This window comes from Atopomonas hussainii (assembly GCF_900109735.1).
Taxonomy (GTDB): domain Bacteria; phylum Pseudomonadota; class Gammaproteobacteria; order Pseudomonadales; family Pseudomonadaceae; genus Atopomonas; species Atopomonas hussainii.
In genome coordinates this window covers 39,033-60,398 of the sequence record NZ_FOAS01000017.1, presented here as the reverse complement: position 1 = coordinate 60,398, position 21,366 = coordinate 39,033, and the positions used below count along the sequence as shown (strand labels likewise).

Sequence of the window (21,366 nt, the reverse complement as noted above, 5' to 3'; positions counted from 1 at the left end):
CTGCCAAAGCCTTGCGTCGCATGGGGCTTTGTAATTACAGCGTTTGCTTGGGGAGGCGCTAGTGTTGGCGACTGACGATATAGCGCGCCAGTGCCCGCAGCGGTTCGGCGCGTTGGTCGAAATCGGCCAGTGTGGCCAGTGCCTGTGCTTCCAGCTCGCGGGCGTAGGCCTTGGCGGCGTCTAAGCCTAACAACGCTGGGTAGGTGGGTTTGTCGCGGGCGATATCGGCGCCTTGCTGTTTGCCCAGCGTGGCGGTATCGCTTTCGATATCGAGGATGTCGTCCTGCACTTGAAAGGCTAGGCCGATGGCCTCGGCGTAGCGGGTCAGTGCGGCGAGTGCGCGGCTGTCGGCCTGAGTGCTGGCCAGTGCGCCAAGACGTACGCTGGCGACGATTAAGGCGCCGGTCTTGTGCCGGTGCATTTGCTCCAGCGCGGCTTGGTTGAGCTTATGGCCGACAGCGGCCAGGTCAATCGCTTGACCGCCGACCATGCCGGCTGGGCCTGCGGCGCGGGCTAGCTCTAAGGTCATTTGCAGACGCAGCTCGGCGCTCAGTGGATTGCGTGCGGCGTCGCTTAATAGCTCGAAAGCCAGCGCTTGCAGGGCGTCACCGGCCAAGATGGCGGTGGCTTCATCAAAGGCGATATGGCAGGTCGGCTGGCCGCGGCGCAGGTCGTCGTCGTCCATCGCCGGTAAATCATCGTGCACCAGCGAGTAGGCGTGAATCAGCTCGACCGCACTGGCGGCGGCGTCGGCTTGCTCCATGCTGCCACCTAAGGCTTCGCAACTGGCGTAGGCGAGCAGCGGGCGCACGCGTTTGCCACCATTGCTGACGCTGTAATCCATGGCGCTGTAGAGGCGCTCAAGGCTGGGCAGTGGGGCTTGGAAAAGTCTTTTGAGTTGTGGTTGCAGGCGTTCGCGGCAGCGCGCTAGGTAGGCGTCGATCATGCCTCGTGGCCTGCGTCTGCGCCGGTGTCGAGATCGGCTTCGCTTAGCTCGCCGTCGCGCTCCAGCAGAATTTTGACTTTCTGCTCGGCTTGGCTGAGGGCGCTTTGGCAGTCGCGGGTTAAGCGCACGCCTTGTTCGAAGGCCGCCAGCGAGGCTTCCAGACTCAGCTCGCCGCTTTCTAGTTGCGTGACGAGGGTTTGCAGCTCGCTCAGAGCCGTTTCAAAGTCGGGGCTGGTCTTCTTGCGTGCCATGGTGCTGTGTCTCGCTAAAACAGGCCGGCAGGCTAACAGAGCAGCCGGTTTGGCTCAATCCGCGGGCGTCTGCCGGCGGGCAGCAAAGTAGCGTTTTACCTGTGCTAGGTCGTCAGTGTGGAGATAGCGGCCGTGGGCCTGTTTGACCAAGCGGATAATCGCAGCGGGCTCGCGGGCCAGCTGCGCAGAGGCCTGCATGAGTGCGTCGGCGCTGTAGCTACCCCAAGTGCTGCGCGGGCAATACAGCCCCAGTTCGATCAGCTCGCGGGCTTCTTGCAGCGGCACGCTGATAAAGGGCTGTTGTTGGGCTGTGGGGTAGTGGCGTTGCAGCACGGCGGGAAACTCTAAGGTGAAGTCGCCACGTTGGCGTTCCAGCATGGCTAAAACCCGCTGACTGCTGGCCGCGCCGCCGATGAATTCCACCGTGGCTTGGGCGTCTGACAGCGCCTGCTGGAGTGCAGGGGTGTACACCCGCTCAATCAGCACGCCGTGCAGGTCGGGATTATCGAGCAGCGTTTGTATGCTGATGGGCCAGTCTTCTGGTGAGCCAACCAAGGTGCTTTGCTCGTTTTTGCGGATCACCGCTTGCATAGGCAAGAGGGGCGCAACGGGTACGAACTGGGCATATTGGTCGCGTTGCGGGCTGCGTAGTAGGCCTAGTACGCAGGCGTCTTCGCCGGCTTCTAAGCGTTGCAGTAAGCGGCTGACCGGCTCGGCACTGCCTTGCAGCACACGATGGCTAACCTGCGTTTGCAGCAGGTGGATGAGCTGAACAAAAAAATCGGGGTCGAGGGTGCGCTCGCTGGGGGGAAGGTCAGGCACCAGCAAGGGCAGCTCATGCTCTTCGGCCATGAGCTGAGGTGGCAGCAGTAAGCAGCACAGCGCAAGCATCCTTACCGCAATCGTGGTGTAACGCCGAAACCTTGGCATGCGCAAAACCTACCGAGTGCATGGCATGAGTGTAGAAGTTGCCGTCGAGCTTGTCGTGTTACGCCAGCGCCAAACCGAGCAGCAGGGTGCATTCGATCAGCTCGACCCATGCGCCGGCAGTGTCGCCAGTCACGCCGCCTAGGCGGCGCTGCATGCTGCGCAGCAGCAACCACGCCAGCAGGGCTGTCATGGCCAGCGCCAGCCAGGCGCCAAACAGTAGCGCTACAGCCATCACTAAGCCGGCGTAGGCGCTGACTCGGCACAAGGCCGCCGGGGCGTTGCGGCGCAGTTGATCGGCCAAGCCATCCGGCCGTGCGTTAGGGGTATTGAGTAGCAGCAGCGGTAGGCTGGCGCGGCTCAGTAGCGGTACCGCCAGCAGCACTGGCCAGAGCGGCAGGCTGCCCTCCAGCAAGCTCCACAGCGCTAGCCATTTGAGCAGCAAAACCAGCACTAAAGTGATCACCGCGACCGAGCCGCAGCGCGGGTCACGCATGATCTCTAGGGTGCGCTCACGATTGCCTAAGCCGCCCAGCCAGCCATCGGCGCTGTCGGCTAGGCCGTCTAGGTGCAGGCCGCCCGTCAGCACGACCCAGGCTGTCAGCAATAAACCGGCTTGCAGCGCTGGGCTGCTGTCACTGACGAGGCTTAGTAGCAGGCACAGCAAGGCGCCGAGCAGCAGGCCTACCCACGGGTAAAACGCCAGCGAGTAGCCTTGCTCACGCAGGGTGGGCGGGCTGCTCAGTTTGATCGGTAGCAGGGTCAGAAATTGCAGGGCGATCAACGCGGGACGCATGCGGGCTCCTCAGTGACTGTGCGGCGCAAATAAAGGGATGGCATGCAGACTGCCATGTTCGACCATCGCTTGCATCAGAGCGCTGCGCGGCTCGCGCTTGGCAAGGCGCAGTAACTGGCGAATAACCCCCGCGTGGCAGACCAATAACACGGTGTGCTGGTGTGCTATCTGTGAGTGCCGCTGCCAAGCATCCATCACCCGTTGCTCAAAGGCGTGCAGGTTTTCCCCGCCGCTGGGCGGGTGCTGATACGGGTCTTGCCAGAAGCGGCTCAGTGCATCGGCTTGCGCTGGGTCGGCCAGCAAGTCGCTGGCGCTGCGGCCTTCCCACTGGCCGAAGTCCAGCTCGCGCAGTTGCTCATCCAGCGTTAGGGGTAAGTCGAGCTGGCTGGCCAGTTGTTCGGCAAATAACCGACAGCGTTTTAAGGGCGAGCTGACGATGGCTTGCCACGCGGGCGCATCTGTAAGGCCTGCGTGCATCTGCGCCCAGCCTTCGGCAGTCAGCTCGTCATCTAAGCGACCACGAAAGCCGCCGGTGGGCGTGGCGCCGTGGCGCAGGGCGTAGAGCGGCATCAGTGTTTGTCGCTTACGCCGGCGCTGCTAAAGGTCGCCATCTGGTTGTGCAAGGCAACGGCTTGCTGCATCAGCGGGGTGGCCAATGCCGCACCGGAGCCTTCGCCCAAGCGCAGGTTGAGTTTCAGCAGTGGCTTGGCATCCAGCGCTTGCAGCAGCAGCTTGTGTCCCGGCTCGGCACTTTGGTGGGCAAAGAACAGCCAGTCGCCGCAGGCGGGGTTAATTCGTGCTGCGCATAAGGCTGCACTGGAGCAGATAAAACCATCGACCAGCACGGCAATGCCGGCTTGCGCACAAGCAATGTAGGCGCCCACTAAGGCAGCAACCTCGAAGCCGCCTAAGTAGCGCAGGCAGTTCAGCGGATTGTTCAAGTGCTCGGCATGCAGGCTGAGCGCCTGTTGAATGACCGTGACTTTATGGCTGACCCCAGCGGTGTTTAATCCGGTGCCGGGGCCGGTGAGGCGCGCGGGGTCCATGCTCAGCAGCGCGCTGGCCAGTGCGGCGGCGGCGGTGCTGTTGCCGATGCCCATTTCGCCGCCGATATACAGCTGCGTGCCGGCGCCTAAGGCGCGCTCAACGCTGTCGCGTCCGGCGGCGAGCGCGGCGCTGAGTTGCTGGCGGGTCATGGCCGGGTGTTTGGCCAAATTAGCGGTGCCGGGGCCGAGGGCTAGGTGAGTGACGCCGTCGATGGCGGGCGGGTCTTGCACGCAGCCTAAGTTGATCACTTCCAGCGGGGCGTTTAAACCGCGGGCGAGCACGCTGATGGCCGCGCCGCCGCTAGCAAAGTTGCGCAGCATTTCCGCGGTCACGCTTTGTGGATAGGCCGAGACGTTTTCTTCCATCACCCCGTGATCGCCGGCAAACACACAGATCCACAGACGCTCCAGTTGCGGGTCGGGGTGTCCTTGCAAGGCCGCGAGGCGAATGGCGATGTCTTCCAGCTCGGCCAAACTGCCAGCCGGTTTGGTCAGCTGACGTTGATGGGCGATGGCTTGCTGGCGCACCTCTTCGTTGGGGTCGGCGCAGTCATCGAACAGCCAGTCGTTCATGGGTGATCCTTGCTGGGTTTTAAGGTCATGGTCAGCCCGGCTACGCAAAAAGTCACGCGCTGGCAACGCTCGGCAAGGGCTTGGTGCAGCCAGCCGGCTTGGTCAACAAAATCGCGGCTCAGCTGGCCCATGGGGATAACCCCTAAGCCGGTTTCGTTACTGACTAATAGCACCTGCCCCGGCAGCGTGCTGATGCCAGCGAGCAGGGCATCGACTTCTTGCTGCAAGCGCTGCGGGTTGTCTTGCAGCAGCAGATTACTGAGCCACAGAGTGAGGCAGTCGACAATCACGCAGGTGTCGGCGGCGCAGGCTTGGTTAAGCGCCTCGGCCAAGGCCAGCGGCTCTTCGATCACCGGCCAATCGGCGGGGCGGTCGGCGCGGTGTTTGGCGATGCGCGCAGCCATTTCTTCGTCCAGTGCTTGTGCGGTGGCGATGGTGAGCACGCGCCGGTTAGAGGCGCGGGCACGCTGCTCGGCCAAGCGGCTTTTGCCTGAGCGTGCACCGCCCAGAATCAGCTCATGCATGGGGCTTTGCCTCAATGCCACAGATACTTCGCAGTGTAGCTTGGTCTAAATGCTGCTCGACCAAATCGGCCAAGCGCTCGAGGTCGGCTTCGCGCAGGGCGTGGTAGTCGAAGGCCGCAGGCTGCGCCAAGCCTGCCCAGTTGAGCAGGCTGGTGAGGGCGCTGGGCTGCTCAAAGCAGCCGTGCAGATAGGTGGCGAGAATTTGCCCGTCGTCGCTGCGCGCACCATCAGTGCGGCCATCACTTAACACGGCAAACGGCGAGGCCAGTGCAGAGCCTTGGCTGATGCCGGCGTGAATTTCGTAGCCGCTCACGGCGCTGCCATCGGCTAGATGCCCGCTGACTTGGTGTAGCTGTTTATGCGCTTTTAGCTCGGTGGTCAGGGCTAGCCAGCCTAAACCGGCGCAGCTGCCGGGCTGGTCTTCTAAGCCGTCGGGGTCGTCGATACGTTGCCCGAGCATTTGCAGACCGCCGCAGATGCCTAGCAGTTTGCCGCCGTAACGCAGGTGGCGCTGGATGTCGTCGGCCCAGCCTTGCTGGCGCAGATGGGCTAAGTCGGCGCGGACGTTTTTACTGCCCGGCAGAATGATCAGATCGGCCGCCGGCAAGCGCTCGCCGGCGCCAATAAAGCGTAGATTGACCTGCGGATGCAGGCGCAGCGGATCGAAATCCGTATGGTTGCTGATGCGCGGCAGCACCGGCACCACCACGTTAAGCGGCTGGCTGGTTTTCGTCGGCTGGCGGTTGTCGATGGCGTCCTCGGCTTCTAGGTGCAAGTCGTGCAGGTAGGGCAGCACGCCGAGTACCGGTTTGCCGGTGCGCTCCTCCAGCCAATCGAGGCCGGGTTGTAAGAGGGCGATATCGCCGCGAAAGCGATTAATCACAAAGCCTTTCACTCGTGCTTGCTCGCTGGGCGACAACAGCGCGAGGGTGCCGACCAAGTGGGCAAACACGCCGCCACGATCGATATCGGCAATCACAATCACCGGGCAGTCCGCCGCTTCAGCAAAACCCATGTTGGCGATATCGCCGTCACGCAGATTGATTTCTGCCGGCGAGCCCGCGCCTTCCACCAAGACGAGGGCATGCTGCTGGCGTAAGCGCTGAAAGCTCTCCAGCACCGCCTGCATGGCCTTGGGTTTGTAGGCGTGATAGCTGACGGCGTCTTGCTGATTGAGCACGCGGCCTTGAATGATCACTTGCGCGCCCATGTCGCTGCTGGGCTTGAGCAGCACCGGATTCATATCGCTGTGCGGCGGTAGGCCACAGGCTTGCGCTTGCACCGCTTGGGCGCGGCCAATTTCGCCGCCATCCTCGGTAACCGCGCTGTTCAGCGCCATGTTTTGCGGTTTAAACGGCGCTACGTTGACGCCTTGGCGCTTGGCCCAACGGCATAGCGCGGCGACTAAGGTGCTTTTGCCAGCGTCGGAGGTGGTGCCTTGCACCATCAACATGCCTGTCATTCGGCGGCCTCCGGCCAGTGGTTTTCCGCGAGCAGGGCGGACAGAGGCTGCGGCTCACGCCAGCCTTGCTCCACCAGCATGGGCTTGGCGTAAAACGCCTCTACAGGGCCGAGGCAGAGAATCGCAATCGCCTCGCCACCGGCGGGAATATTCAGCAGCTCGCCAAGCGCTTGTGGGTCGAACAGCGACACCCAACCAAGGCCTAAACCTTCGGCACGCGCCGCCAGCCAAAGGTTTTGGATGGCGCACGCGGCGGAGGCTAAATCCATCTGCGGCAGGGTGCGGCGGCCAAAAATGTGCTGTTCGCGCTGGTCGGCCAGCGCTACCACTAACAGCTCGGCGCAGTCACGGATGCCTTCTACTTTCAACTGCAAAAACTCGGCTTTACGCGGGCCGAGTGCTTCGGCGGTGAGCTGGCGCTCGCTTTCCACTAAATCGGCGATGCGCGCGCGCAGGCTGGGGTCGGTGATGCGGATAAACCGCCACGGCTGCATCAGCCCCACGCTGGGCGCCTGATGGGCGGCGTTGAGCAGGCGCGCAAGCTGTTCGGCGCCGATCGACTGGTTGGGCGCGAAGTGGCGCATGTCGCGGCGCTCGGCAATGGCGCGGTACACCGCGGCGCGCTCGGCAGCGCTAAAGGCGTGGTCGCTCACAGGCAGACCTCATCAACGGTTTGGGCGTGCATTCTAGCCAATCGCACGCGGCGGGGAACAAGACCGCAGTCAAGCAGGTACACTATGCACCGGATAAATTTGATTGAGTTGCCCATGGCCTTTACCGACTTTGGCTTGTCTGAGCGTTTGCTCAAAGCCGTTGATGCGTTGCAATTTACCCAGCCCACCGAAGTCCAGCTGCAAGCGATACCTGCTGCGTTGGCCGGTGATGATCTGTGCGTGACGGCGCAAACCGGCAGCGGCAAGACCGCCGCGTTTTTGCTGCCGTTGCTGCAGCGTCTGCAAGCCGAAGACAAACCCCAAGCGGCGACGCGCGCGCTGATTTTGCTGCCCACCCGCGAGTTGGCGCAGCAAACCCTGCGCGAGTTCAGCCGCTTTGCCCGTTTCACCTTTTTAAAGGCCGAGCTGGTCACCGGCGGCGAAGGCTTTAAAGAGCAAGCGGCTTATTTGCGCAAGAACCCCGAGGTGGTGATCGGCACCCCCGGTCGCCTGCTCGAGCATTTAGAGGCCGGTAGCCTGCTGCTGGATGATGTCGAAGTACTGGTGCTCGACGAAGCCGACCGCATGCTTGATATGGGCTTTGCTGAAGACGTGCTCAAGCTGGTGGCACCGTGCAATAAAGAGCGGCAGACCTTACTGTTTTCCGCCACCGTCGGCGGTGCAGCAATGGGCCGGGTGATTGATCAGGTGCTGCGCGAGCCGAAGTTTTTACGCTTGCACAGCGTGCGCGAGCTGAACCCAGAGGTCGTCCAGCAGATCATCACCAGCGATGATGTGGCGCATAAAGAGCGTCAGCTGCAATGGCTGTTGGCGCATGAGCAATTCACCAAGGCCATGGTGTTCACCAATACCCGTGCGCAAGCCGACCGCTTAGGCGGCGTGCTGCGTGCCTGCAAGCACAAGGTGTATGTGCTGCATGGCGAAAAACAGCACGACGAGCGCAAAGAAATCATGGCGCGCTTTAAGCGCGGCGAGTTCAGCGTGCTGGTGGCTACCGATGTGGCCGCGCGCGGCTTGGATGTGGCCGAGTTGGAGTTGGTGATCAACTTCGACATGGCGCACTCCGGTGACGAATACGTGCACCGTATTGGCCGTACCGGTCGCGCGGGCGCCGGCGGCTTAGTGATCTCGCTGATTTGCCCGAACGACTGGAACTTAATGTCCAGCATCGAGCGCTACCTCAAACTGCGTTTCGAGAAGCGCCAGATCAAAGAACTGGCAGGCAGCTATCAAGGGCCGAAAAAGCTCAAAGCCTCTGGCAAAGCCGTGGGTAAGAAAAAGAAGAAAGACAAAGACGGCAAAAAAGACAGCGGCAAAAGCGCCTCTAAAACAGGCAAAAAGCCAGCCGCTAAACGCCCTGCCAAACCGCGTGGCAACGATGTGCCAGCCACCGTCGGCAGTGCCGATGGCTTTGCTCCGCCACGGCGCAAGCCTAAGCCGCAAGAATAAAGCGCGCCAAAGAAAAAGCCTCGTTATTCAACGAGGCTTTTTCTTTGTGCCTTTGGTAACTGCCGCGACCTTTATCGGGTGTTTCGCAGCGGCTGCGAAACTGGGTTTGGCAAACCATGGCTTTGGCTTTTGAGGCTTTGCGTTTCTTCGCCATTGGGTGGCTCCTACGTGCAGTGATCCTTGGGGTATTAGTGGACGCTGCGTAGGGTGCGCGCTAGGTGACGGTTTGTCTAGCGCGCTCGGCTATATGGCCTCATGGGGTGATAAACGTGGCGGGGTAAAGCGGCCCTTTGCGCAGGCGGCAAAGGGCTTAACGACTTATGCGTGCACGGCCTTGCGGGCGTTGGCGATGTCTTGATCGAGCTGGCGAATGGTGGCTTGCATTTGCTCGAAACACTGCTGCATCAGGCGCGGGATATCTTCCATGGTCAGGCCATGGGTAGGGATCTCGGCCAGTGCGCGAATTTTAATCAGCCCGGCTTTGAGGGCGTTCAGGCTCATGTGCTTGGGGTAGCTGCTCACGCAGACCGGAATAATTGGCACACCGGCGGCAATCGCCATTTGGAACGCGCCTTTTTTAAACGGCAGCATGTTGTTGCCGCCGTTGCGAGTGCCTTCGGCGAATACCCAGATCGACGTGTCTTTGTTTTGCAGAGCGTCAGTAGAGGCGAGCATGGCTTGCTTGGCTTGCGTGGCGTGGCCGCGTTTAATCAGCACGTTGCCGGCCAGCCAATACAGTTGGCCGAAGAATGGCACGAACTTGAGGCTGTCTTTACCGATGCTCACGGTGCGGTACGGCACGACAGTGCCGAGCACAAATAAGTCGTAATTGGACTGATGATTGGCGACGTACACGCAAGGTGTGCGGCGCTGTTTTAGCGCTTCGACTTCGGCGCGAATTTCTAAGCCAAGAATAATCCGCCCACCCCATGAATACAGGCGTGCACACAGACGGCTGTTGTCGGGTTCAAAGGGGCGAATCAAACCAATGAGCAGGCCAATAACACTGGCGAACAGAAAGTGTGCTGACAAAAGCAGCATGCGCAGAGCAAACAGCATGACGACCTGCATGGGAGAAAGAGGGGCGCGCAGTGTAGCGGTTGTGCTCAATCAGGGCTATGGCAGGGCGGTAATTAGGCGTCGAATGGGTGGCGATCAGCGCTGAAATTTAGCGTTTGCCAAACCAGCGGCGGGAGCGTGGGAGCTCCCGCCCTGGCTGCACTTAGGCATGGCGATGGGCTTTGGTGCGATCGCTACCGTCTTCGGCGATACGCAGGCCCGGAGTGCGGTCACTGCCGTCTTCGGCGATACGCAGGCCCGGAGTGCGGTCACTGCCATCTTCGGCGATACGCTGGCCTGGAGTGCGGTCGCTACCGTCTTCAGCGATCCGCAGGCCCGGAGTGCGGTCACTGCCGTCTTCGGCAATGCGCAGGCCCGGAGTGCGGTCACTGCCGTCTTCGGCGATACGCAGGCCGGGAGTGCGGTCACTTCCGTCTTCGGCGATGCGTAGGCCCGGCGTGCGGTCGCTACCATCTTCAGCGATTACCGTGCTGTTGATGATGGCGTTGCTGGCGCTGGTGGTGGGCTGTTCGGGTTGGGCGAATGCGCCGGCGCTCAGGGTGATCAGGGCAAGGGCGGTGAAGAGTTGCTTTTTCATGATGTGGTCCTCGTTAAACCGTGGTTGTTGCTGACGAGGACCAGTGTATGGATTTGAATTATCGACAGAAGGCGATGGCTTTTATCTTAACTATCGATGGAAATGATGGTTTTCGTTGTAACACGCTAACCTGTTGAGCAGCTTGTGATTTTTGCTGGCTAGCGGCCAGGGCGTTAACCGCCGAGGCCAAAATAATTGCGCACACCAGTAAAAATAATTTGCGCGGCGAGGGCACAAACGAACAAGCCCATCAGGCGGCTAAGGATTTGCAGCCCCTGTTTGCCCAATAAACGCTCGATCCGCGCTGACAGGTACAGCACGACGGCGGTCGTCAGGCTGCCGAGGACAATCGCCAAAATGGTTAAGCCTTTGCTGGTCAGGTCTTCATGGCTGGCGCCCATCACCATCAGCGCACCGATGGTGCCGGGGCCTACAGTGAGCGGAATGGTCAGCGGCACTATAGTGGGGTCTTGATCGAGGCTGTCGGGCTGCACCACAGGGCGGCCTTGCGCCATGCTCAGCGCTGAAATAAACAGCACAGTGCCGGCACCAATGCGGAAGGCATCGATGGTGATGCCAAAGGCGTCGAAGATCAGTCGACCGAACAGGTAGAGCAAAATGCTGGCGATCATGACGGATAAGCCGACGCGCCACGCCAAGCGCTGTTTTTCTTTATCACTAAAACCCGGCGTTAGGCTGATAAAGCACGACAGCACAAAGAACGGCCCGTAAAGCACCAACATTTTTAGATACAGGCTGAACAGGGTCGACAACATAAAAACCTCAGCAATAAAAAAGCGCCGCGTGAATCTCGGCGCTAGCGATAAGCAGTGTACTGATTACAGCGAGTTGGCGTGGGACTGATTACGCTGTTTTTCGTTCAGCCAGAAGTTAATGACTTCTTTGAGCTGTGAGAGTTCGACGGGCTTGCCCATATGGCCATCCATGCCGACTTCGCGGGCGCGTTGCTGGTGTTCACTCAGGATATGTGCAGTGAGCGCCACCACCGGGGTGCGTGTGCGGTTTTCGCGGTGTTCCCATTCGCGCAGTTTGGCAGTGGCGCTGAAGCCATCTAACACTGGCATCTGGCAATCCATTAGCACCAAGTCGTAGTGACGGCTTTTGATTGCCTCTAGCGCTTCCTCGCCGTTGCTGGCGGTATCGGGGGTAATGTCCAGCTTACTGAGCATGCCGCGAATCACCTTGGTGGAGATGCTGTCATCCTCGGCGACCAGTACGCGGAAGTCGCCCGGCACATGGGTCATGTTGTGGCTGTCGCTGACCGGCTCTTGTTCAAACAGGGCTGGTGCTAGGCCTTTGTGGCGCGCTTCGATTTCTTCGGCGAGCGTGGCCTTGAGCACGTAGCCGGCCACCGGCTTACTGAGAATGCGGCGGATACCGGCGTTGCGCGCGAGGATTTTGCTCGGCGCATGGGTAATGCCGGTGAGCATCACCAGCAGCACATCGTGCTCAAGGTTGGGGTCTTCTTTGATCCGCGTGGCCAGCTGTAGGCCGGTCATGCCGGGCATGTCTTGGTCGAGCAACACAATATCGAAGAACTCGCCCAAATGCGCTTTGGTGCGCAGCAGCGGTAAGGCTTCGCGGCCAGAGGCGGCGCTGCTGACCTGCATGCCCCAGCTGGAGCACTGCTGTTCGAGCACTTTGCGGCAGGTTTCGTTGTCGTCCACCACCAAAATACGTACGCCTTGCAGCAGGCTCTCATCTGGCAACTGGCTGTGCGCCAAAGCTTCGGCGGACAGTGGCAAGGTCAACCATAAGGTTGCGCCGCCGGGGCTGCCTTGCTCGACACCAAATTGGCCGTGCATCAGTTCGATCAGCTCGCGGGCAATCAGCAGACCTAAACGACCTTCATGCAACTCGCCGAGCAGCGCTTGGCGGCGTTCTTCACGCGAGCCCATGAGCAGCTGCAGGGTTTCGCTCTCCGGCGCGCTGCCGCTGTATTGCACGGCAATGCGCAGTTGCGACGGCGACTGCTCGACGGCAACCACCAGCATGACTTCGCCTTCTTGGGTGGACAGGAAGGCTTGCTCAAGCAGGCTGCGAATCACCTGTTGTAAGCGCGCGGGGTCGCCTTGTAGTAAGTGCGGGGTTTGCGGTTGAAAGTAGCTGATCAGCTCAATGTGCTGTTGTTCGGCCTTGCTGCGGAATTGCTCCAAGCAGTCATCGAGCAGCATGGGCAGGTTGATCGGCGCTTCTTCGAGTTCCATCTGCTGGCTTTCCAGCTTGGACAGATCAAGAATTTCGCTGAGCAAGGTCAGTAGCTCATTGCCCGCGTTATGAATGGTTTGCACATAGTCGCGCTGCTTGGCTGACAGTGGCGTGCTGTTAAGTAGCTCGGCCATACCCAGTACACCGTTGAGTGGCGTGCGGATTTCGTGGCTGAGCTTGGCAAGAAACTCACCTTTGGCGCGATTTTCGGCTTGGCTGGCCGCGCTGGCTTGGCCTTGGTCGATACTCAGGCGCAGCAGGTATTGCTGGCGCTCGCTGAGCGCCATGCTGAGCAGAAAGCCACTGACCGCCCCCGTTAGCAGCAAGCCATGCGCCATGCTCAGGCTGTCGATGGCCATGTAGCCCAGCAAAGCGGGCATGCAGAACAGATAGGTGATGGTAAATAAGCCGCTGCCGAGCACCAGCAGTCGGGCAGGTTGAAAGCCGCGCAACCAATGGATGAGGGCGGTGGTCAGGGTGAGCAAGCAGCACAGGGCGACCAGCCAATAAATCACCTCGCCGATATACAGCCCCAACAGCACGCCGATGGCGGTGACTAGCATGGCAAGGCCGCCGCCGCCGATGTTAAGCCAGCGCTCAACCGGGGTTAGCGGGCAGATATTGCGGAAAAAACGCCCGAAAAACAGCAGCATGACCACTAAGGCAAGCAGTAGAGCAATATCCGCCAACCATACTTGCTGGGTTTGAAAGGCACCGAACCAAGGGGCTAGATGGCCGGTGATGCTCAGTGCTGCCAAGATTAAGGCGCCGTGCATGGCGGCTAGCCAAAGCCCCGGCTTGGCGCGGTTATAAAAGTAGCGCACGCCGTTATATAAGGTCAGCATCAGCAAGGCGCCTAACAGCAGGCCAAACACTAAATCTTCGCTGCGTAAGGCGCTGGCAATCTCGGCGCTTTTGCCTAACTGAATTTGTGGTCGCAGCGGGCGCTCTGATTGCAGGCGCAAGATCAGCTGGCGCGGCTGGGCGCTGGGTTCGATGCTGAATAAAAAGTCTTTATCGGCCGCCGCGCGGGAGCTAAATGGCAGACGTGTGCCGGTGCTGACGTGGCGCAGCAGCTCGCTGTTTTCTTGCAGGTAAATATCGAGGTAGTCCAGATCCGGGGCAAATAAGCGCAGCATGCGCTCGTGCTCATGTGGATCTATCTCGACGCTAAGCCAATAAGCGGCTGAGCTGGCGGGAAACGTCAGACTGCGGCTATCGACAGGGCGAAATTGCGAGCGATACAAAGCCGAGGACACATCGGCCAAGTTGAGCCGTGCGCTGGGGTCGATTAGCAGTTGCCAGTTATGCCCTGCCGGGTGGTTGGCCCACGCAGAAACAGACCCAAAGAGGGTCAGGGCTAGAAAAAATCCCGAGATGATCCTTATCAAGCGCAATGTGGCGTGTCCCGGTTAGAGTCCATGTCGTGCGACGTGAGTATAGCTAAGGAAACACGAATTTATGACGGCGCGCTAATCACTGTGTCACGCGGCGCGTTTGCCGACTAATCCGGGTTTGCTTAAAACAGGATGATGCCTGTTAAAACGTGGCGGGCGCCAGTGCGCGCCGCCACGTGGTGCGTTTATTGCTGTTCGCGGGCGATGGCGCGGTAGCCGATATCGCTGCGGTAGAAGCTGCCTGCCCAGCTGATTTCGCGGCATAGCGCGTAGGCATTCTGCTGCGCTTCGCTGACGCTGTTGCCCAGTGCGGTGGCGCACAGGACACGGCCGCCAGAGGTCACCACGGCGCCGTCTTTTTCGGCAGTGCCGGCGTGGAAGACTTTGCCCGGCAACGCGGCGGCAGCGTCTAGGCCGTTGATTACCGCGCCTTTGGCGTAATCGCTGGGGTAGCCGCCGGCAGCGATCACCACGCCTAAGCTTGGGCGTGCATCCCACTGTGCTTCAACTTTATCTAGCGCTTCGGCCAGTGCGGCTTCGATCAGCAATACCAGCGAAGATTCTAAGCGCAGCATTACCGGTTGAGTTTCTGGGTCGCCAAAGCGGCAGTTGAACTCGATCACTTTGGGTGCGCCGCTTTGATCGATCATCAGACCAGCATAGAGAAAGCCGGTGTACACATTGCCTTCAGCGGCCATGCCATTCACGGTCGGTAGAATCACTTCGTCCATGATGCGCTGGTGCACATCTGGGGTGACTACCGGGGCCGGCGAGTAAGCGCCCATGCCGCCGGTGTTGGGGCCGCTGTCGCCATCGCCCACGCGCTTGTGGTCTTGGCTGGTGGCCATCGGCAGCACGTTTTTGCCGTCGACCATGACGATAAAGCTGGCTTCTTCGCCGTCTAAAAACTCTTCGATCACCACGCGGGCACCGGCATCGCCAAAGGCGTTGCCCGAGAGCATGTCGCGTACGGCGTCTTCGGCTTCATCCAAGGTCATGGCAACGATCACGCCTTTACCGGCAGCCAGGCCGTCGGCCTTAACCACGATCGGCGCGCCGACTTTTTGCAGGTAGGCCAGCGCCGGCTCCACTTCGGTGAAGTTCTGATACGCGGCGGTGGGGATGTTCTGCCGTGCCAAGAAGTCCTTGGTGAAGGCTTTGGAGCCTTCCAGCTGCGCAGCGGCAGCGCTGGGGCCAAAGATGGCCAGATCGCGCGAGCGGAACAGATCAACCACGCCCGCCACCAGCGGCGCTTCGGGGCCGACGATGGTCAGCTGTACATTGGCGGCGGCAAAATCGGCCAGCTGCTCCAGCGCTAACACGTCGATAGCCACGTTCTGGCACTTGGCTTCCAGCGCGGTGCCGGCATTGCCGGGCGCGACAAATACAGTCTCGATGCGCGGGTCTTGCGCGACTTTCCACGCCAGCGCGTGCTCACGACCGCCGCTGCCGATAATCAATACGTTCATAACTGTCTCCCTGTGGAGGCGGGCGTTAGGCCCGTTTACGTGGGTTTACACCCGACGAAAAATCTTTACACACGTTCGCTAGCGAGGTTGCGCAGCGGCTGGTCGATGCTAGGCGTTTCGGGCTGGGGCGCGCGCAGTTGCCTGTGTGGCAATGAGCAGTGGCGCAGCCCGAAACAACGACGCAGATGCCAGTCGCTGGGCGACCGAATTAGTGGCGGAAGTGGCGCATGCCGGTGAATACCATGGCAATGCCGGCTTCGTCAGCCGCCGCAATCACCTCGGCATCACGCATCGAGCCGCCCGGCTGAATCACCGCCGTAATCCCAGCCTTGGCCGCATTGTCGATGCCGTCGCGGAACGGGAAGAAAGCGTCAGACGCCATTACCGCGCCCGGTACTGGCAGGCCGGCGTGCTCGGCCTTGATCGCCGCAATGCGAGCAGAGTTAACGCGGCTCATTTGGCCGGCGCCGACACCCACGGTCTGGCGATTCTTGGCATACACGATGGCGTTGGATTTGACGAACTTGGCCACTTTCCAAGCGAAGATCAGGTCGTGGATTTCTTGCTCGCTGGGCGCGCGCTGGGTAACCACTTTAAGGTCGGCGGCGGCGATCATGCCGTTGTCGCGGCTTTGTACCAGCAGGCCACCGTTGACGCGCTTGAAGTCCCAGCCGGCGGCGCGTTCGGCAGCCCATTGGCCGCACTCGAGCAGGCGCACGTTGGCTTTGGCGGCCACTACGGCGCGTGCTTCGGCGGACACGCTCGGGGCGATAATCACTTCGACAAACTGACGCTCGACGATGGCTTGCGCGGTGTCGCCGTCCAGCTCGCGGTTGAAGGCGATGATGCCGCCAAAGGCCGACTCGCTGTCGGTGGCGTAGGCCAAGTCGTAGGCCTTGCGGATGCCGCCTTCGTCTTCCGGCACCACGGCCACGCCGCACGGGTTGGCGTGCTTAACGATCACACAAGCCGGCTTGGTAAAGCTCTTCACGCATTCCAGCGCGGCGTCGGTGTCGGCCACGTTGTTGTACGACAGCTCTTTGCCTTGCAGCTGGGTGGCGGTAGCGATGCTCGCCTCTTGCGGCTTGGCTTCGGCATAGAAGGCGGCGATCTGGTGCGGGTTTTCGCCGTAGCGCATGTCCTGCACTTTGATGAACTGGCTGTTGAAGGTGCGCGGGAAGGCGCTGCGCTCTTGAGTGCTCAGTTCTGCGGCGTTTTGATCGATGGTGCCCAAGTAGTTGGCGATCATGCCGTCGTAGGCAGCGGTGTGCTCGAAGGCTTTCAAGGCCAGATCAAAGCGGGTCTTGTAGGTCAGGCCGTTGTTGGCTTGCAGCTCGCTGACGATGGCGCTGTAGTCGCTGGCGTTAACCACGATGGCCACGTCTTTGTGGTTTTTCGCCGCGCTGCGCACCATGGTCGGGCCGCCGATGTCGATGTTTTCAATCGCGGTGGGCAGGTCGCAGTCCGGCTTGGCAACGGTCGCTTCGAAGGGGTAGAGGTTAACCACCACCATGTCGATGGCGTTGATGCCGTGCTCGGCCATGATGGCGTCGTCGGTGCCGCGACGGCCCAAGATGCCGCCGTGAATCTTCGGGTGCAGGGTCTTAACGCGGCCGTCCATCATTTCTGGGAAGCCGGTGTAGTCGGCCACTTCGATGGCGGCGATGCCGTTGTCTTTGAGCAGTTTGTAGGTGCCGCCGGTGGAGAGGATTTCCACCTTCAAGGCAGACAGTTCACGGGCAAACTCGATGATGCCGGTCTTGTCCGACACGCTGATCAGGGCGCGGCGTACAGGCTGGTGGGCGGTTTGGGTCATGAGGCTACTCACTACTCATTGGTTTTAATGAAAACGGCAAAGGGCGGTCGCCCGCCCTCTGTGAAATAGGTTGTTGCTTACAGCAAGTCGTACTGCTTGAGCTTTTTGCGCAAGGTGCCGCGATTTAAGCCGAGCATCTCCGAGGCTTTGGTCTGATTGCCGCGCACATGGCGCATCACGGCTTCCAGCAGCGGTGCTTCGACTTCTGACAGCACCATGTTGTACATGTCGCAGACGCTTTGCCCGTCAAGGTGGGCGAAATAGTTATGCAAGGCCTGTTCAACGCTGTCGCGCAGGGTCACGGCAGAGGTGACGGGCGTCAGTAGCGTTTGTGGCAGGTCGGGGTTGTCGCTCACTGCGGCAGCTCCAGTTAATGGTTCGATCATGTTCATGCGGCCACCCCTGGCTTTTTCTGTTGTTCTTCGCAGGCAGCAAAAAACTGCTCGATGCTGTCCCTTTGTGCGTTGTCGTCTTCCAGCTGGTTGAACTGGCGACGGAACGCGTCGGCCCCCGGTAAAGTGGCCAAGTACCAGCCCACATGCTTGCGGGCAATGCGCACACCCATGGTTTCCCCGTAAAAGGTGTGCAGTGCTGCTAAGTGTTGCAGCAGCAGGGTGCGAATTTCGTCCAAGCTGGGCGGTGCCAGCAACTCGCCAGTGGCGAGGTAATGGGCGATTTCGCGGAAAATCCACGGCCGGCCTTGTGCTGCCCGGCCAATCATCACCGCATCGGCGCCGGTGTGCTGAAGCACGGCGCGGGCCTTTTGCGGGCTGTCGATGTCGCCATTGGCGAACACCGGAATACTCACGGCCTGTTTAACGGCGGCGATGGTGTCGTACTCGGCAAAGCCGGTGTACAGCTGGTTACGTGTGCGGCCATGTACGGCCAGCGCGGTTATCCCAGCGTCTTCGGCCATGCGCGCAATGCGCACGGCGTTTTTATTCTCGGCATCCCAGCCGGTACGCATTTTCAGGGTGACCGGCACGTCTACGGCGCTGACCACACTGTGCAAAATCTCGCCCACTAAGGCTTCATCACGCATTAGCGCGGAGCCTGCGGCCTTGTTACACACCTTTTTGGCTGGGCAGCCCATGTTGATGTCGATGATCTGCGCGCCGAGCGCCACGTTGGCTTGAGCCGCTTCGGCGAGCATTTGTGCATCACCGCCGGCGATTTGTACCGAACGTGGGGCGATCTCCTGATCATGGCGTAAACGCAGCTGCGACTTACGGCTATTCCACAAGCGCACATCGCTGGTGACCATCTCTGATACCACCAGTCCCGCCCCCAGTTGCCAGCACAGGCGGCGAAAAGGCTGATCCGTCACGCCGGCCATCGGGGCCAGAATCACAGGGTTAGCCAGTGTGTACGGACCAAGCTTGACGGTCGACATAGGGTTTGCGCGCCTGTTGAGGTCGAGCACAGCAAAAAAGGGTCGCTATGATAGCGCCGTGGTGTGACCGATTAAAGCGCGATTTGGATATTTTCTGACCAATGTCGAAGGCCTTGGCCGGACAGGTGTGTGGCTAACGTGCCGTGCATTTGGGTGTGCAGATGCGTGAGTGCCGCGGGCTAGACACCGGCTTTGTTGCTACAGCGGCGTGCGCCGGGCTATTCCGGCGCGGAGAAGCTCAGGCTGTAATTCACCGCTTTGCTGCCGGGGTCGAGAATATCCAGCGAAATGTGGATGGGCGTCTGCGGCGGCATGCTTTGCGCGCCGGCCAGCTCGCCACCTAGGTATTCGTTAGGCTTAAAGCGGCGGTTGGCGAGCAGTTGGTTGTTGATGTCAGCAAAGCGCAGCTCCAGCATCGGGAAGGGCTGCGCGTAGTCGGCGCGGTTATACAAGATGGCATCGACCACTAACGCGCCGGAGAACTCGGGGTGGCTGCGCACCACTAAGTTGCTGCTTTTGATCAGGCTGGGGTCGATGCGCGCCGGTAACTCGCAGCCCACATGCGGGCAGGCTTGTTCCAGCCACGGGCGCCACACATCTTGGCGCGACAGGGCTTCGAAGTTGTACCAGGTGTACTGGCCGAGTAATGCGGCAGCTGCGGCTAGGTTTAATAGGCCCCAGAACACGGCGCGGCCCCAGCGGCGTTTGGGTTTGCGCCAGTCCAGTTGTAGCGGTTCGTCGTCGAGCTCTTCGTAGAGGCTTTTGCTCTGCAGCGATGGCTCGTGACGGGTGCTGGCGGTTTTGCTGGCAGGGGCGCCGGGCGTGGTCAGAGTGATTTCTTCCACGTCATCGTGTTCGCTGCCGTCATCGCGGTCGGCACGCAGGGCTTCGCTTTTCGGCTTGCGCACACCGGTGGGCGCTTTGCTGGCGAACAGCTGGTCCACTTGGTCGGCCTGTAGACGCTCGACGGCCTCTTTGGTGGCCAGTTTCGACGGCGTGCTGGGCGCTTTAACCTGACGGATGCCGCTGGGCGTGCTGCCAAAGGTCGGCTCTTGGCGATCTTCTTCGGCTTTCAGCAGGGCTTCAGCCCAGCGTTCATCGTCGCCACTGTCGTTAACTTCATCGCCAAGCAGTTGTTTGGCCGGCGTTGGAGCGCTGGAGAGGTTTAAGAACTCCTGCGAAATCGACAGCTCTTGCGCTTCCAGCTTGGCGATTTCTTCGTCGAGATCTAAGTCGCTTAAGTCGAGATCGTCGTGGATCAGCAGCGAGTCATCGAGGTCAGGCTCGGGCTTGCTGGGCTTGACCGGCGCTTGCAGCGGCGTTGCCGTTGGCGTGCTGAGTGCACGGGCGGGCGCGGCTGTCGGAGTTGGAGCCGGGGTCGACTGCGCTGCTGCGGTGCTTGGGCGGGCTGGCGGCACACTCGGTGCGGCGGCAGGCTGCGCTGCAGGTTGAGCGGGCACTGTGCTGGCGCTCGGCGCGGGCACCGTTGGGCGGGGTGCGGCGGGGGCGGCGACAGACGGTGTCGCTGCTGTGACAGGTTTGGCAGCGGCAGGTGCTGTGCTGGCCGGCGTGCTCGGACTGGCCCCGCTATCACCCACTTTATGCTGGGCGGCCTTAAATACCTTTAAGCAGGCGCCGCAGCGCACCGCACCACGGGCGACTTCTAGCTGTGCGGGTTTAACGCGAAAGCTGGTCTGGCAGTGCGGGCATTGAGTGATAAACGTGTCGTTCATGGGGCGATCCGTAGCCGTACCTCGTGCCGGCGCGTAGTGCGCAGGCCTGTCATGGCAAAAAGCCGCTGGGGTTAATGGCTGGCTAGTCTACCTAAACCCGCCCGCCATTACAGGGGGCGGCGCACACCGCTGATGCGAACCCAGCCGTCTTTTTCCGCGGTGGGGTCGAGCACAAAGCGTTCTTGATAGGCGGCGCGCACTTCCTCGGCTTGCTCGGCGAGAATGCCCGATAGTGCCAAGCGGCCACCGGGCGCTACTAATGCGCTGATGGTGTCGGCCAGCTGCACCAGCGGCCCGGCGAGAATATTGGCGACCACCACCGGTGCTTGGCCTTGCGGCATGGCTTCGGGCAGATACAAGGCAAACCGTTCGTCGGCAATGCCGTTACGCTGCGCGTTGTCGCGCGAGGCTTCCAGCGCTTGAATATCGATGTCGGTGCCGATGGCATCGCTGGCGCCGAGCAATAAGCCGGCAATGGCGAGAATGCCGGAGCCGCAGCCGAAGTCGATCAGTTGCTTGCCGGCGAGGTCTTGGCCGTCCAGCCACTCTAAGCACAGCGCGGTGGTGGGGTGGGTGCCGGTGCCAAAGGCGAGGCCCGGGTCGAGCAGTAGGTTTACCGCCTCGGGCTCAGGCGCTTCGTGCCAGCTGGGCACAATCCACAGGCGCTGACCAAAGCGCATGGGGTGGAAGTTATCCATCCAGCTGCGCTCCCAGTCTTGGTCTTCCAGCACTTCTATGTGCAGGTCTGGCAGCGGCGCCAGGCGCAGGGTCAGTTGCGCTTGCAGGGCGGCTGCGTCGGTATCGGCTTCAAACAGGGCGAGCAGGTGGGTTTGGCTCCACAGCGGGGTGGTGCCTAAGTCCGGCTCGTAAATGGGCTGATCTTGCGCATCCATAAAGGTCACCGATACAGCGCCAAGCTCGAGCAGCATGTCTTCGCAGGTTTCCGCCTGATCGGGGGTGATTGCTAAGCGCAGCTGTAGCCAAGCCATGGTGGTGTTCCTTTATTGCCAGTCAGAAATACCGA

The 21,366-nt window shown here is 60.8% G+C and carries 21 protein-coding genes; 1 reads left to right on the top strand and 20 read right to left on the bottom strand.

Translation table 11 applies throughout. The features are described 5' to 3' along the window. Positions 1–58: 58 nt before the first annotated feature. From ispA to bluB, 9 genes are read right to left on the bottom strand one after another with little or no spacing between them, the layout of a single operon-like run. Positions 59–946 carry a (2E,6E)-farnesyl diphosphate synthase gene (gene ispA / locus BMX80_RS15600; RefSeq protein ID WP_074870295.1) on the bottom strand — a complete coding sequence of 296 codons (888 nt, stop codon included), beginning with the start codon at positions 944–946 and terminating at the stop codon, positions 59–61. After that, positions 943–1,197, bottom strand: a complete 255-nt coding sequence (locus BMX80_RS15595; RefSeq protein WP_071872856.1) for an exodeoxyribonuclease VII small subunit — start codon at positions 1,195–1,197, stop codon at positions 943–945. The genes ispA and BMX80_RS15595 overlap by 4 nt, the downstream gene beginning before the upstream one ends. Positions 1,198–1,251: 54 nt before the next feature. After that, on the bottom strand, positions 1,252–2,127 hold the full coding sequence (locus tag BMX80_RS15590) for a hypothetical protein (RefSeq protein ID WP_139214175.1): 876 nt from the start codon (positions 2,125–2,127) through the stop codon (positions 1,252–1,254). Positions 2,128–2,185: 58 nt separating this feature from the next. Continuing rightward, positions 2,186–2,920 (bottom strand): adenosylcobinamide-GDP ribazoletransferase, encoded by a 735-nt coding sequence (locus BMX80_RS15585; protein WP_074870293.1) that lies wholly within the window; start codon positions 2,918–2,920, stop codon positions 2,186–2,188. Between the two features lie 9 nt (positions 2,921–2,929). Then, positions 2,930–3,490 (bottom strand): histidine phosphatase family protein, encoded by a 561-nt coding sequence (locus BMX80_RS15580; RefSeq protein WP_074870292.1) that lies wholly within the window; start codon positions 3,488–3,490, stop codon positions 2,930–2,932. Continuing rightward, on the bottom strand, positions 3,490–4,539 hold the full coding sequence (cobT, locus tag BMX80_RS15575; RefSeq protein WP_074870290.1) for a nicotinate-nucleotide--dimethylbenzimidazole phosphoribosyltransferase: 1,050 nt from the start codon (positions 4,537–4,539) through the stop codon (positions 3,490–3,492). Before cobT ends, BMX80_RS15580 begins: the two co-directional genes overlap by 1 nt. Continuing rightward, on the bottom strand, positions 4,536–5,063 hold the full coding sequence (cobU, locus tag BMX80_RS15570; protein ID WP_074870288.1) for a bifunctional adenosylcobinamide kinase/adenosylcobinamide-phosphate guanylyltransferase: 528 nt from the start codon (positions 5,061–5,063) through the stop codon (positions 4,536–4,538). The genes cobT and cobU overlap by 4 nt, the downstream gene beginning before the upstream one ends. Then, positions 5,056–6,525, bottom strand: a complete 1,470-nt coding sequence (locus tag BMX80_RS15565) for a cobyric acid synthase (protein ID WP_074870286.1) — start codon at positions 6,523–6,525, stop codon at positions 5,056–5,058. Before BMX80_RS15565 ends, cobU begins: the two co-directional genes overlap by 8 nt. Further along, positions 6,522–7,184: a 5,6-dimethylbenzimidazole synthase gene (bluB, locus tag BMX80_RS15560; RefSeq protein WP_235821661.1), complete on the bottom strand. Its 663-nt coding sequence runs from the start codon at positions 7,182–7,184 to the stop codon at positions 6,522–6,524. Before bluB ends, BMX80_RS15565 begins: the two co-directional genes overlap by 4 nt. Positions 7,185–7,262: 78 nt before the next feature. Between bluB and BMX80_RS15555 the strand changes: the two genes are divergently transcribed. Beyond that, positions 7,263–8,648: a DEAD/DEAH box helicase gene (locus BMX80_RS15555; protein WP_139214173.1), complete on the top strand. Its 1,386-nt coding sequence runs from the start codon at positions 7,263–7,265 to the stop codon at positions 8,646–8,648. On the opposite strand, the gene arfA is transcribed toward BMX80_RS15555, so the two are convergent. The 11 genes from arfA to prmA all read right to left on the bottom strand — a co-directional run bounded on the left by arfA (position 8,632) and on the right by prmA (position 21,331). Continuing rightward, positions 8,632–8,766, bottom strand: coding sequence for an alternative ribosome rescue factor ArfA (gene arfA, locus BMX80_RS17640; RefSeq protein ID WP_328586316.1), 135 nt, complete (start codon positions 8,764–8,766; stop codon positions 8,632–8,634). The two genes, BMX80_RS15555 and arfA, sit on opposite strands and share 17 nt — an antisense overlap. Positions 8,767–8,966: 200 nt before the next feature. Next, a complete protein-coding gene (locus BMX80_RS15545; RefSeq protein ID WP_074870279.1) occupies positions 8,967–9,707 on the bottom strand; it encodes a lysophospholipid acyltransferase family protein in 741 nt (246 codons plus the stop codon). Between the two features lie 163 nt (positions 9,708–9,870). Then, positions 9,871–10,305, bottom strand: a complete 435-nt coding sequence (locus BMX80_RS15540) for a hypothetical protein (RefSeq protein ID WP_074870277.1) — start codon at positions 10,303–10,305, stop codon at positions 9,871–9,873. Positions 10,306–10,478: 173 nt separating this feature from the next. After that, positions 10,479–11,081, bottom strand: a complete 603-nt coding sequence (locus BMX80_RS15535) for a MarC family protein (protein ID WP_074870275.1) — start codon at positions 11,079–11,081, stop codon at positions 10,479–10,481. Positions 11,082–11,144: 63 nt separating this feature from the next. After that, a complete protein-coding gene (locus BMX80_RS15530) occupies positions 11,145–13,931 on the bottom strand; it encodes a hybrid sensor histidine kinase/response regulator (protein WP_074870274.1) in 2,787 nt (928 codons plus the stop codon). Positions 13,932–14,116: 185 nt separating this feature from the next. Continuing rightward, a complete protein-coding gene (gene purD, locus BMX80_RS15525) occupies positions 14,117–15,400 on the bottom strand; it encodes a phosphoribosylamine--glycine ligase (protein ID WP_074870272.1) in 1,284 nt (427 codons plus the stop codon). Positions 15,401–15,608: 208 nt separating this feature from the next. Next, positions 15,609–17,216 (bottom strand): bifunctional phosphoribosylaminoimidazolecarboxamide formyltransferase/IMP cyclohydrolase, encoded by a 1,608-nt coding sequence (gene purH / locus BMX80_RS15520; protein WP_074870270.1) that lies wholly within the window; start codon positions 17,214–17,216, stop codon positions 15,609–15,611. 77 nt (positions 17,217–17,293) lie between these two features. After that, positions 17,294–17,608: a DNA-binding transcriptional regulator Fis gene (fis, locus tag BMX80_RS15515; protein ID WP_071871907.1), complete on the bottom strand. Its 315-nt coding sequence runs from the start codon at positions 17,606–17,608 to the stop codon at positions 17,294–17,296. Continuing rightward, positions 17,605–18,609 carry a tRNA dihydrouridine synthase DusB gene (dusB, locus tag BMX80_RS15510; RefSeq protein ID WP_074870268.1) on the bottom strand — a complete coding sequence of 335 codons (1,005 nt, stop codon included), beginning with the start codon at positions 18,607–18,609 and terminating at the stop codon, positions 17,605–17,607. The genes fis and dusB overlap by 4 nt, the downstream gene beginning before the upstream one ends. 218 nt (positions 18,610–18,827) lie before the next feature. Next, positions 18,828–20,342, bottom strand: coding sequence for a DUF3426 domain-containing protein (locus tag BMX80_RS15505; protein WP_074870266.1), 1,515 nt, complete (start codon positions 20,340–20,342; stop codon positions 18,828–18,830). A 107-nt stretch (positions 20,343–20,449) separates the two neighbouring features. Further along, on the bottom strand, positions 20,450–21,331 hold the full coding sequence (gene prmA / locus BMX80_RS15500) for a 50S ribosomal protein L11 methyltransferase (RefSeq protein WP_074870263.1): 882 nt from the start codon (positions 21,329–21,331) through the stop codon (positions 20,450–20,452). Between the last annotated feature and the right edge of the window lie 35 nt (positions 21,332–21,366).